We start from the raw sequence: 12,552 nt of genomic DNA, 5'->3' as shown, positions 1-12,552 counted from the left end.
GCCGATGCCACTACTTGAGCAAATCGTACTTGCCGCCCTTTTCTATCGCACGCTGATAAGCCGGCCGCGCATGGATGCGCTGCAGGAAAGCGGACAACCTGGGCCGGCTGGCGTCCAGGCCGCCGCGCGATTGCGACGCTTCCAGCGGGAAGCTCATCTGGATATCGGCGGCGCTGAATTCTTCACCGGCAAACCAGGTTGATTTGCCCAGTTCGGCTTCCAGGAAATCCAGGTGCGTCTTGAGTTGCGGATCGATGTAGTTGCGCTGCACGCCGTTCGCAATGGAACGCGCCAGAGGCCGCAGCAAGGCCGGCATGGGCGGCCGGTCCAGGCGGCCGAAGATCAGCTTCATCAGCAAAGGCGGCATGGCCGAACCTTCAGCGTAATGCAGCCAATACGTGTAGCGCAGGCGGTCCTTGCCGCCGGCGGCCGGCACCAGGCGACCGGCGCCGTATTGCTGCACCAGGTATTCGATGATCGCGCCGGATTCGGCAATCGTGTTGTCGCCGTCGGTGATCACCGGCGATTTTCCCAAGGGATGGACCGCTTTGAGCGAAGGCGGCGCCAGCATGGTTTTCGGATCGCGCTGGTAAGGCTTGATTTCATAATCCAGCCCCAGCTCTTCGAGCAGCCACAACACGCGCTGCGAACGGGAATTGTTGAGATGGTGAACGATGATCATGGTCGGCAAGCCCCGGTCAGGTAAAAGGGAAAAACTGCAATCCCGCTAGCGTAACCGATTTGCTGCCGATGATCTAAACCCGCGTCGGATTCAGCAAACCCTGGCATGTCGCGCGCTGCGCATCTGCCGCAGGCAGCTTGGCGCACACCGTATCGAGCTGCTGGCGCAGGCGTCCCAGCACCGCCTGGTGCTTGCCATCGCCATTCCAGGCATTGAGTTTTTGCCCGAGGCGCTCCAGCACCGAACGGTTACGCTCGTAAAATGCATTCTGGGTGCCGCCCAGTTCTTGCAGCACGCCATGCGCGACCTTTTCTATGCGTCCTTCTTCTTGCGGCGCCAGCTCCAGCAAACCCGACAGATACGCTACGCCCCATTGCAGGCGCGTCGCCGGCCCCTGCGCCGCCTGGTAAGCCTGTTCATACCAGTTGACGGCGCCGCTCTTGTCGCCACGCTTCTTGGCGTTCGACGCCAGGCTCAGCATGAAGTAATACGGCGCGTGCGAACGCTTCAGTTCAGCCTTGAGCAGGTTGTCTGAATCGTCCAGCAGACCGGCATCGCTCAGGGCATGGGCGCCGGCGTTGATCACCGATTGCCGTTCATAGGCGTCGGTAGTAGCGCTATCGGCTTGCGCCACCCGTTGCCGCACGTCTTTCAGCAAAGCCGGCGCCAATGCGCCTTCCGGGGTGTCGATGCGCGCCAGCGACACTTGCACCGCCAGCGCGCCCAGGCGATCGGTCTTGGACAGTGTGCTGTCGTCGGACAAGCGCTGTGCAGCGCTGTTCCAGGCGGCGATCAGCTTGGCCCGGGACGGCGATTTCGGCACTGTCGCAAGCTGTACCAGCTCAGCCGGATAATTGGTCAGGATATCCATGTTCTCGCGCGCGGTATGGACATCGCTCACCGCCTTGGTCAGGCGCGCTGCCGCCGCCGTCTTGTCGACGCCGGCCGCGGCATCGCCAGGCTTGGTCGCAGCCGCCACCAGTGCACTCAAGGCCAGCCGGTTGGCGCTGTCGCCGGGAGGACAGGCTGCCGCCAGCTTGTTCAAGGCGGGCACCAGTTCCTTGCCGCTGACCAGCTGCTGTTCGTCGGTATCCCAGGAATAGAAAGCCAGCAGGCGCCATTCGTCCGCCGTCAGCTTGCCGCCGCTGAGCGCGGCCTGCAAGGTTTGCTTGACCGGGCGGTTGGCGCTGATGCCGAGCGTCAGCGTCTGCAGGTAGCGGTCGGCGTCGACTTCGCCCGGCAAACGGGTAATTTCGGTGCCGTCCGGCTTGAACAGGATCATGGTCGGATAACCGCGCACCTTGAAGCGCTCGCCGAGTTTCTGGGCGCCGGCGCTATCGCCGTCGATATGCACCGGTACAAAAAACCGCGAGCGTTCGATGAATCCGTGCCGGTTGAAAATCGTGGCCTTGACCTGGTTGCATGGCGGGCACCAGCCTGCGCCCCAATACAGAAACAAGGGCTTGTTATGCGCTTTGGCAAAAGCAAAAGCGGCATCGACGTCGCCGTCGTACCAGCCGATGCCGTCGGCAGCTGCCGCAGCGACGGGCTTGGATTCAGCGGCCGCCAGCGCCATGGCCGGGGCGGCACACATCAGCGTGGCGAATAGTGCGGCAGCGGCGGAAGCGGATAAGGTCTTCATCTTGTACTCAAATGGATAGTTGAAGCCGCATGGGGCCAGGCCAAACCTGCCCTTATGCGGCCATGAACGCTATATCACGAACCAAAGTGGTAATTGAATTCCAGCCATCCCTGGCGGCCATAGGGATTGTAGTTACCGGTAGGATAATACGGCCAACCGGCGGTATTGTCCTGCTTCACCGAATTGAACACATTGTTGACGATCAGCGCCACCGACGCCCGCGGCGTGATCTGGTAGCTGGCGCTCAGGTTGACCAGCGCGAACGGCGAGATGCGGCGGGTCTGGTCGGCGCTGGGCAAGCTGCCGTAGCGCGTGACTTGCACGGTGCCGGTCCATTTATCGCGCAGCCAGGTGACGCTGGCGTTGACCTTGGAGCCCCAGTCCGGATTGGTCAGCGAATTCAGCAAGTCCTGGTCAGGATCGCTGGCAAACTGCCGGTAGTGGTGGCTGAGCACCTTGGTGTAATTCGCCTTCAGCAGGAAATCGCCGGCGCCGCCCGCCTTGATGCGCCATTTGCCGCTCACATCCAGGCCGCTGGTGCGCTCCTGCGCCGCATTGATCGGATTGACCAGGATATTCTGGATAGCGTTAGGATTGAAAATCGCGTTGGCCGGGTTGCGCTGCACCCGCCTCAGCGCATCGACGCAGGTCGGCGAGTTGATGTCCAGCTGTCCTGCACGGCAATTCGCTTCATTGCGCAAGATGATGTCGGGGTCAAGGTTGGTGACCAGGTTGTCGATCTGGATGCGCCAGAAATCGGCCGATATGTCGAAGCTCGAGCTTGGCGACCACACCACGCCATAACTCCACGATTTGCCGTTCTCGGATTTCAGGTCCTTGCTGCCGGTCTGGACATAGTTCGCGCCCGGCGAATAATTATTGAATTCGCAGCCGGCCAACGGCTGTCCGGCCTGCTGGCAGCGGTAATAATCGGTAGTCGACGAATAGTAGCCGCGGGTGGTGGACGAATAGATGTAATTCATGTCCGGCGCGCGGAAGCTGGTGGCGTAGTTCCCGCGGAACAGCAGTGTCTTCACCGGACGGAATTCAAGCCCGGCGTTATAGGTGAACTTGCCATCGTTGCGGCCGGCAAAATTGTATTCGTCGTAACGGCCGGCGACGGTGGCGACCAATTCCTTGATAACCGGTATGTTCAGCTCCGTGCCCAGCGCATAGCGCTTGCGCGAACCGCTGGCGCCGTTCGCAGCTGCCTGGTTGTAGAACACGCCTTGGTTGATCTGCGGATCGGGCGTGTTGCTGAACCCCTGGCTGCCGAACTCGGTCACCGCCGCCAGGCGCACCGGCCCCGCCGGCAAATTGAACAGTTCGCCGTTGGCGCTCAGGCTCAAGGTCTGGGTCCAGGATTTATCGCGGCTGGTTGCCTTGCCGGTGATCGAATTGAACTGCTCCGGGGTCAAGGGCTGCGACAGCCTGCCAGGATCCGGCGCATAAATGGCGACGCCGTCAGCGTCGTAGCCGAGCCGCGGGCCGAGGAAAAAGCTGTCGACATTATTCAGCAGCAAAGGCGTGGTCTTGCGGCTGGTATAGGCGGAGATGTTGTAGGCCGCTTCATAGTTCCAGCTGCTGGTCGATGGAATATCGCCGCGTATGCCCACCGTCAGGTTGCCCGCGACGTCGTTCCAGCGACGGTTGAAGCGGGTCGCTCCGCCGATTTCTTCCGGCGAAATCCGGCGCGACCAGCTTTCGTTGGCGCCGCTGTTCTGATTGAAGAAATAACTGTTGCCGACCGCTTCCGAAGTCCAGCTCGGGCCGCGCGTATTATTTTGCGTCGAGTTAAAGCCCAGCATCAGGTCGCTGAATATTTCTGTCTTGGGAGTCAGCTGGTAACTCAGGCTGCCGTACAGGTTTTCGCTCTCGTTCTGGGTCATGGTAGTCCAGTAGGCGGGCTGAGCCTTGCCGCTGCCGCAATACGCACCGGATTTCGACTGCACCCTGACTACGCTGTCGTAGAACAGATTGCCGAGCTGGCTGCAGGTCGCGCCCGGATCGACATATTTTCCCGTGTCGACGTTCTGCCGCGACAGGATGCGGGTCGGGGAGGTGCCGCCGGCCGTGGTGGACGACATGAAATCGCGCTGGCGGCTCCAGATCGGATCGGTGCGGCTCAGCTCCACGCCGAACACCCCGCTCAGGTTGCCGCTGCCGCCGCCGCCGGTAAGCTGGATGCGCTGGTTGGCGCCGCCGCCGTCCTTGGTGCCGCCGGCCTTGATGTTGAAATCGAAACCGCTGACCTGCTTTTTGGTGATGATGTTGACCACGCCGGCAATCGCATCCGATCCGTAGATGGCCGAAGCGCCGCTGTTCAATATCTCGATGCGGTCCACCAGCGCCGACGGGATATTCGCCAGGTTGACGAAGTTGACCGAGCCGTCGTAGGCCACCGGATAGTCGGCGATGCGCCTGCCGTTGAACAGGATCAGCGTATGGTTCGGCCCCAGCCCGCGCAGGCTGATGGTATTCGCAGCCGGAGTGAAGGTGTTGCCGAAGTCGGCGCCCTGCGTCATGCCGGTATTCTGGGTCTGCGAACTGAGGGCGTCGAACACGTTGCGGTAGCCTTGCTTCTCGATGTCCTCGCCGGTGATCACCGTGACGCTGGTCGGACCCTCCTTGCTGGCGCGCGGAATGCGGGAGCCGGTGACCAGCACCGGTTTCGTGCCGCCGGCTGCCGCATCGCCGTCCGCGGCCTGGGCAAAGGCTGTCAGATAAGAATTCGGTATTGCATACGCGATCAGCAGCGCCAGCGCGGTTTGCGCCGGCAGGGTTTTGAATCTGTGCATGTATTGCTATTCCTTCCCATGTATTCTTTTGTAAAGAACTGTTGCGTTCTTTAATGGGAGACGAGAATATAGTAGACGGACGGCAATACAAACTGATGGTTTTACATATCCATATGCGCTGTGCGTCGATAGCGCGGTGCGCCGGAAGAATCGCGCGGACGGATTACTTCAGGACTTTTCTGGCAGCGGCGATGATCTGCCGCGACAGGTTTTCCATGCGCGGCGACTGCACCTTCCAGGTATGCCAGTACAACGCCAGTTCAAGCGGCCTGGACGGCGCCAGATGGGCCATTTCATTTTTGCCGGCGCTAGCCTTGAGCAGCAGTTCCGGCACCATGCCGTAACCAAGGCCGTAGCGGATCGCATTGAAATGCGATGCGGCGCCGGGCACGTAATGGCAAGGGTACGCTCCCTCCGGCAAGCCCAGCCGGTCCAGCAGGAAGGAAGACTGCAAAGTGTCTTTATGGGTATAGGCCACCACCGGCGCGCTGCGCGCCGCCTTGCGCGTCAGGCCGTCGGCGAACCATCGCTCGCGAAACGCCTCGGCCGCCACCAGCCAGTAGCGCATCACTCCCAATAATTCCGCCGTACAGCCGCGCATCGGTTTCGGTTCGGTGCTGATGCAGCCTATGGCCAGGCCGGTCTCCAGCAAGGTGTAAGTGTGGTCCTGGTCTTCCACGGTCAGGTCGAGCAGCACTTTTTCGCGTATCAGCACATCCGACAAGGCCGGGAAAAACCATGTGCCGATCGAATCGGCATTCAACGCCAGCACCAGTGTCAGCGGCGCATCCTGCTCCACCGCCAGCTCTGCCGCCAGGTCAGCTTCCAGCAATTGCGCGCGCTTCAGGTATTGCATCAGCCGCTGTCCCGTGCGAGTGGCGCGCGCGGGACGGCTGCGCACGATCAAGGCATTGCCCAGCATGCTTTCCAGCGCGTGCACGCGCTGCGATATCGCCGGCGACGTCAGGTGCAGCCGCAATGCCGCTTGCTCGAAGCTGCCGGTTTCGATCACCGCGCGAAAAGCTTCAGTGTGTTTCGGATTCAAGTTCATTCGATATTTCCTTTATTTCCCTTATTTCCATTAATAAGAAATATTTATCATTCATTAATAATACTTAATTTTATTAAACCCATGTTTTATTGAATGCACAATCCCCGCTCCCATCCAATCCGCAGCTGCCGACGATCCGTGATCGGCGGCGCCGGCGCCAAGTCACAGGAGCATCCATGAGGCAGCTTGCCGAACAACCGAAATCGGGCCTGGTCCGCCGTCTCAAATTCATGCTGGGCCTGGTTCTCGGGTTAACGCTGGCCGCCAGCCTCGCGCTTGGCTATTGGCTGCGGCAGGCGTGGCAGCAGCTTCCGGCCGTCGATCACCTGGCGCAATACAGTCCGGCATTGCCATTGCGGATCTACTCCAGCGAAGGCGTGCTGCTGGCGGAATACGGCGAGGAGCGTCGCGAATTCCTGCCTATCGCCCAGATTCCCTTGCGCATGCGCCAGGCGCTGCTGGCCATCGAAGACGCACGCTTCTACCAGCACGGCGCAGTCGATTTCACCGGCCTGCTGCGCGCCACGCTGGCCAATGCCGTCAGCGGCCAGCATGGACAGGGCGCCAGCACGATCACCATGCAAGTGGCGCGCGGTTTCTTTTTGACGCGCGAAAAAACCGTGCAGCGCAAGCTGATGGAAATACTGCTGGCATACAAACTGGAACAGCAGTACAGCAAGGACAAGCTGCTGGAGCTGTACATGAACCAGATCTACCTGGGTGAACGGTCTTACGGTTTTGCCGCCGCATCCAATATCTATTTCGACAAACCGCTGGAACAGTTGAGCACAGCCGAGGCGGCAATGCTGGCCGGCTTGCCCAAGGCGCCGTCCGCCTACAATCCGGTAGCCAATCCACAGCGGGCGCAGCTGCGCCAGCAATATATTCTGCAGCGCATGCTGGCGCTCGGCGATATCACGCAAGAAGAATTCCAGCAAGCCATGGCAGAGAAACTGGTGCTCAACGCCAGCCGCAACAGCTCCATCCGGGAAGCGGCCTACGTCGTGGAAGAAGCCAGGCAGATGGTGGTGCAGGCCTACCAGGATCGCGCTTACACCATGGGACTGGATGTCATCACCACGATCCAGATGGCGCCGCAACTGGCCGCCGACAAGCATCTGCGCAAGGGATTGCTGGACGCCCAGGCGCGCAGGGGATATCGCGGCCCTGAAGCACGGCTGTCCGCAGCGGAAAACCATGGCTGGCAAGACAACGCCCGCGCATTGCTGGCGCCGTATCCCGACAGCGGCGAGTTGCGTGCGGCAATCGTTACCGCCGTGGCGCCGAAGCAGATTACGGCGGTGCTGCGCGACGGCCGGCCGCTGCAAACAAGCTTGCTTGATCCGCGCATCGCCGGCGGCTGGGCCAAGCTGCCGGCTGACGGCAAACGCAGCATCGCCGCGGGTGCGGTGATCAGGGTTTACCAGGACGGCTCGCAGCGCTGGCTGCTCAGCCAACTGCCGGAAATGGAAGGCGCGCTGGTCTCGCTCGACGCGCAGACCGGCGATATCCTGGCGCTTGCCGGCGGTTTCGATTTTTTCCGCAATCCCTTCGACCACGCGCTGCAGGCGTTCCGCCAGCCGGGGTCGAGTTTCAAACCCTTTGTCTATTCCGCGGCATTGGAAAAAGGATATTTCCCCGGCACCATGGTGGACGATACCCAGCGCCTCCTGCTGCCCCAGGAAACCGGCGCCCGCGCCTGGCGGCCGCGCAATTACGGCAACAACTATGAGGGCTTCATTACCGTCAGGCGCGGCCTGATGCGCTCCAAGAACCTGGTCGCAGTCAGCCTGATGCAAGCTGCCGGCGCCGACTATGTACAGGGCTTCGCGACACAGTTCGGTTTCCTGCCGGAACGCAATCCTGCCTCCCTGCCGCTGGCGCTGGGGGCCGGCGCCGTGACGCCGCTGCAGCTGGCCCAGTCTTATGCGGTGTTCGCCAACGGCGGTTATCACCTGGCTCCCAGGCTGATCAAGGAAATCCGCAACCGCTCCGGCCACGTGTTCTATGCCGACACCTCGCGCAAAGACGGGAATTCCGTCCGCCAGGCAGGCAAAAGAGTGATTTCCGCGCGCAACGCCTATCTCATGGACAGCATGCTGCAAGACGTGGTCAAGTCCGGCACCGGCCATGGCGCCAAGGTGCTGGCGCGCGGCGACACCGCAGGAAAAACCGGCACCTCGAACAATGCCTACGACGCCTGGTTCGCCGGTTATTCCTCCGGTGTGGTGTCGGTAGTGTGGCTAGGTTATGATCAGCCGAAAACGCTCGGCAACACGACCGGCGGCGCATTGGCGCTGCCGGTCTGGAGCCGCTACATGCAGGTGGCGGTCAAGGACCGGCAGGAACGGATAGCGCTGGAGCCGGCTGGACTAACCCTGGCCGATGGCGACTATATCTATTCCGAATACCTGGACCGCAGCTGCCTGGCCGACAGCAACCCGTTCATCCACAGCAAACTGAAGTGCGAACCCGGCCCTGCTGAAAACCTTGCGGCCGAAGCGGGAACCTTGAGCGCGGCGCAAGAGCGCGCGCAGATCCTGAAAATGTTTTCTTCCGGAGACTGAGCTTATGCTGCTACATACCATCTACCTGGTTGCGATCGTCGCCGAAGCCATGTCCGGCGCCATCATGGGCATGCGGCGCGACATGGACCTGTTCGGCATCTGCGTGGTCGGCACCATTACCGCATTGGGCGGCGGCACCATGCGCGACATCTTGCTGGGCAATTATCCGCTGGGCTGGATCGCCCATCCCGAATACCTGCTGTTTACCATCGGCGCCGCCGCCGTCACTGCCCTGGTGGCGCGTTTTCTGCATCACTTGCGCAATGTATTCCTGGTGGTCGACGGCCTCGGCCTGGTGGCGTTCAGCGTGATCGGTTGCGATATCGCCCGCGCCAACGGCATGTCGCCCGGCATCGTGATCCTGGCGGGCATGATCACCGGCGTCTTCGGCGGCCTGCTGCGGGATGTGCTGTGCAACCAGATTCCGCTGGTATTGCAGCGCGAAATCTACGCTACCGTGGCGCTGTTCACCGGCGCGCTGTATGTCGGCCTGCTCTGGTTCGAGGTCGACCCGACGATTGCCCCGCTGGCTGCAATCGGCGCGGGTTTCGTGTTCCGCCTGCTGGCCATGCGTTTCCATTGGAAACTGCCGAGCTTTAACGGCAACGGCATCCGCGGTTTTGAATAGCCGGCGTCACGCTTTCCGCAAACTTGAATGCAACAGCCGTACCGCGGCCGCGCTCAAAGCATCTTTGCCCGGCTTGCTTTAGACTAGCTGTTTTCCGTGCCCGAGGCCGGCGAATTTTTCAAGCAGACCAAAAAACAAGGAACTTCCATGACCGACCTTTCTTCCTTCCCCATCACAAAAAAATGGCCAGCCCGGCATCCTGAGCGGATCCAGCTGTATTCCCTGCCGACTCCCAATGGCGTCAAGATTTCGATCATGCTGGAGGAAACCGGCCTGCCTTACGAGCCGCACCTGGTCAGCTTCGAGAGCAGCGACCAGACCTCGCCGGAATTCCTGTCGCTCAATCCGAACAACAAGATCCCTGCGATCCTCGATCCCGACGGCCCGGGCGGCAAGCCGCTGCCGCTGTTCGAGTCCGGCGCGATCCTGATCTACCTGGCGGACAAGAGCGGCCGGTTCATGCCGCAAGACCTCGCTGGCCGCTATGAGACGATCCAGTGGCTGATGTTCCAGATGGGCGGCATCGGACCGATGTTCGGCCAGCTCGGATTCTTCAACAAATTCGCCGGCAAGGATTATGAAGACAAGCGCCCGCGCGACCGCTACGTGGCGGAATCGAAGCGCTTGCTGGCGGTACTCAACCAGCGCCTGGCCGAGCGCAGCTGGATCATGGGCGATGAGTACACCATCGCCGACATCGCTACCTTCCCCTGGGTGCGCAACCTGCTCGGTTTCTACGAAGCGGGCGACCTGGTAGGCATCGCCGATTTTCCGCATGTCACGCGGGCGCTCGCGGCATTCGTGGCGCGGCCGGCGGTGGCCAAGGGCCTGACGATTCCGCAGCGCGGCTGAGCGCAGCCCTGGCGGCTACTCAAAGCGGGGATGGTGCGCTAAAATTGCCCATCCCATCACATTTGGACCGCCATGCCATCGCGCCGAAAATTCCTGCAAAAGAGCTTGTTCCTGACCGCCTCCGGGCTCTTTTCCAGCCAGCTGCCGTTTGCCGCTCCGGCAGCTTTCGCAAAAGATATCCCTAGCGCTCCGGCCGACGCGCCGCCGATGGACCCGCCGCCAGACATCTTCGACGCGCAGCTGGTCGATATGGAATTCTGGCTCAAGCCGCGAGTGCTGGAAGTAACCCGCCCGGCCAGCGGCGAACGCGCCAAGCTGCTCTACTGGAAAGACGGCGAAATCCAGGAATCGGCCTACCAGCAGCTGTGCCACCTGCTGCGCGACGTCCAGGGCAAGCAGGTAGCGCCGATAGATCCCAAGCTGCTTGAGACCTTGTGGGGCACCCAGGCTTTCATCGCGCGCTATGGCATCAGCCAGCCGCTGGAAATCCTGTCGGGATTCCGCACAGCGGCCACCAACAAACACCTGATCGAAACCGGCGTGCCGGCAGCGCGCAAATCGTTGCACCTGGAAGGCCGCGCGGCCGACATCCGCCTCACGCAGCTGGATGCCGACGTGCTGGGCGGCTTGATACGCAGCTTCCGCCAGGGCGGCGTCGGTTTCTATTACCGGCCGGGGAAAAACGGCGGCTGGATCCACGCCGACACAGGACTGCAGCGCACCTGGAAAGGCTGACCGCCGGCAGTCCCGCCGCGATTATCCAGCCGGGAAAACCGGTTCAGATACGTTCGATGACCAGCGCAATGCCTTGGCCGCCGCCGATGCACATGGTGATCAAGCCGTAGCGTTTCTCGGTGCGTATCAGCTCATACAGGCACTTGACCGCGATGATCGTTCCGCTCGCGCCCAACGGATGGCCGAGCGCGATAGCGCCGCCATTGACATTGGTCAGCTTCGGATCCAGACCCAGCCCTTTGCACACACCCAGCGACTGCGCAGCGAACGCTTCGTTCGACTCGATCACCGCCATGTCCTGCAGGCCAAGGCCGGCGCGTTTCAAGGCAAGCTGGACGGCCGGGATCGGACCGGTGCCCATGATCGACGGATCCACCCCCGCCACGCCGTAGGAAACCAGGCGCGCCAGCGGCTTCAGGCCGGCGCGGACGGCGGCGCCCGCTTCCATCAGGACGCAGGCGGCGGCGCCGTCGTTGATGCCGGAAGCATTGCCGGCGGTGACGGTGCCGCCCTCTTTCTTGAATGCCGGCTTGAGCTTGGCCAGCGATTCCATGGTGGCGTCGGCCTTCGGATATTCGTCCGTATCGAATAGCGTGACGCCCTTGCGCGTCTTGATTTCGACCGGCGCGATCTGCGACTTGAAGTAGCCGGCGGCGATGGCTGCCGTCGCCCGCTTCTGGCTTTCCAGCGCGAACGCATCCTGTTCTTCACGCGTGATGCCGTATTTCTCCGCCACGTTTTCCGCGGTGATGCCCATATGGCCGCCGCCGAAAGGGTCGGACAGCGCACCGATCATCATGTCGATCATCTTGACGTCGCCCATGCGCGCGCCCCAGCGCGCGGCTTGCGTCGCATGCAGCGAGCGGCTCATGCTTTCAACGCCGCCGCCGACGGCGACATCGGTCTCGTCCAGCTGGATGGCGTTGGCGGCCGTGATGATGGCTTGCAAGCCCGAGCCGCACAGCCGGTTCAGCGTCAGCGCCGTGGATTCCTTGCCCATGCCGGCGTTCAAGCCCACCACGCGCGACACGTACATGTCGCGCGCCTCGGTGTGGATGACATTGCCGAAGACGATCTGGCCTGCCTGCAGCGGATCGACGCCGGCGCGCGCAAATGCTTCCTTGACGGCAACCGCGCCCAGTTCGCCCGGCGCCAGGTCCTTCAATGCTCCGCCATATGCCCCGATAGCGGTACGGGCGGCGCCGACGATGACGACTTCTCTTGTATTGGCCATGTTTATCTCCTTGTTGGTTTGACGATGCTACTGCAATGCTTGCTGCCTTGTTAACGTAAAGCGGCAGATCAAGCCTACAACGCTACTCTAGCAGGCATCCGCTGCTTCAGCCGTGGCCTGCTGCCGGAATTGCTTGGGTGTCATGCCGGCATGCCGCTTGAAGGCGCGGCTGGCGTGCAAGAATGAGGGGACGCTGAAGGAAGGAAAGATATTCCAGAAAACCATAACGGCTGCAGGCATCGCTTTTGGCGTCGGCTCCGCCAACGGCAGCGAAGTCGCCGCAGCCAGTGCGGGCGCCGATCCGAGCGCCCTCATCTTCGGCTTACGCCACAAATTCTGACCAGGATGGGGATTGCGGAGCAG

At 61.7% G+C, this 12,552-nt stretch carries 10 protein-coding genes; 5 read left to right on the top strand and 5 right to left on the bottom strand.

Annotated features, from left to right (window positions below):
- Positions 1-10: 10 nt before the first annotated feature.
- The 4 genes from BM062_RS05980 to BM062_RS05965 form a co-directional block, all read right to left on the bottom strand.
- A complete protein-coding gene (locus tag BM062_RS05980) occupies positions 11-682 on the bottom strand; it encodes a glutathione S-transferase (RefSeq protein WP_092394585.1) in 672 nt (223 codons plus the stop codon).
- 73 nt (positions 683-755) lie between these two features.
- Complete coding sequence (locus BM062_RS05975; RefSeq protein ID WP_092394582.1) at positions 756-2,324, bottom strand: thioredoxin family protein; 1,569 nt, start codon at positions 2,322-2,324, stop codon at positions 756-758.
- A 74-nt stretch (positions 2,325-2,398) separates the two neighbouring features.
- Complete coding sequence (locus BM062_RS05970) at positions 2,399-5,122, bottom strand: TonB-dependent receptor domain-containing protein (protein ID WP_092394579.1); 2,724 nt, start codon at positions 5,120-5,122, stop codon at positions 2,399-2,401.
- 163 nt (positions 5,123-5,285) lie between these two features.
- Complete coding sequence (locus BM062_RS05965; protein ID WP_092394576.1) at positions 5,286-6,173, bottom strand: HTH-type transcriptional regulator ArgP; 888 nt, start codon at positions 6,171-6,173, stop codon at positions 5,286-5,288.
- A gap of 176 nt (positions 6,174-6,349) precedes the next feature.
- Here BM062_RS05965 and BM062_RS05960 point away from each other — a divergent pair, with 176 nt between their 5' ends.
- From BM062_RS05960 to BM062_RS05945, 4 genes are all read left to right on the top strand, one after another.
- Positions 6,350-8,740 (top strand): penicillin-binding protein 1A, encoded by a 2,391-nt coding sequence (locus BM062_RS05960; RefSeq protein ID WP_092394573.1) that lies wholly within the window; start codon positions 6,350-6,352, stop codon positions 8,738-8,740.
- A 4-nt stretch (positions 8,741-8,744) separates the two neighbouring features.
- A complete protein-coding gene (locus tag BM062_RS05955) occupies positions 8,745-9,368 on the top strand; it encodes a trimeric intracellular cation channel family protein (RefSeq protein ID WP_092394571.1) in 624 nt (207 codons plus the stop codon).
- Between the two features lie 147 nt (positions 9,369-9,515).
- Entirely contained in the window at positions 9,516-10,220 is a 705-nt protein-coding gene (locus BM062_RS05950; protein ID WP_092395077.1) for a glutathione S-transferase N-terminal domain-containing protein, read from the top strand.
- Positions 10,221-10,292: 72 nt separating this feature from the next.
- Positions 10,293-10,955, top strand: coding sequence for a YcbK family protein (locus BM062_RS05945; RefSeq protein WP_092394568.1), 663 nt, complete (start codon positions 10,293-10,295; stop codon positions 10,953-10,955).
- A 43-nt stretch (positions 10,956-10,998) separates the two neighbouring features.
- On the opposite strand, the gene BM062_RS05940 is transcribed toward BM062_RS05945, so the two are convergent.
- On the bottom strand, positions 10,999-12,189 hold the full coding sequence (locus BM062_RS05940; RefSeq protein ID WP_092394565.1) for an acetyl-CoA C-acyltransferase family protein: 1,191 nt from the start codon (positions 12,187-12,189) through the stop codon (positions 10,999-11,001).
- A gap of 157 nt (positions 12,190-12,346) precedes the next feature.
- On the opposite strand from BM062_RS05940, the gene BM062_RS05935 reads away from it, so the two are divergent.
- Positions 12,347-12,529, top strand: coding sequence for a hypothetical protein (locus BM062_RS05935; protein ID WP_139220003.1), 183 nt, complete (start codon positions 12,347-12,349; stop codon positions 12,527-12,529).
- Positions 12,530-12,552: the final 23 nt, after the last annotated feature.

The organism is Collimonas sp. OK412, assembly GCF_900112135.1.
Taxonomy (GTDB): Bacteria; Pseudomonadota; Gammaproteobacteria; order Burkholderiales; family Burkholderiaceae_D; genus Collimonas; species Collimonas rhizosphaerae.
Note: the sequence above shows the minus strand (reverse complement) of the source record. Positions and strands in the feature narration are given on the sequence as shown.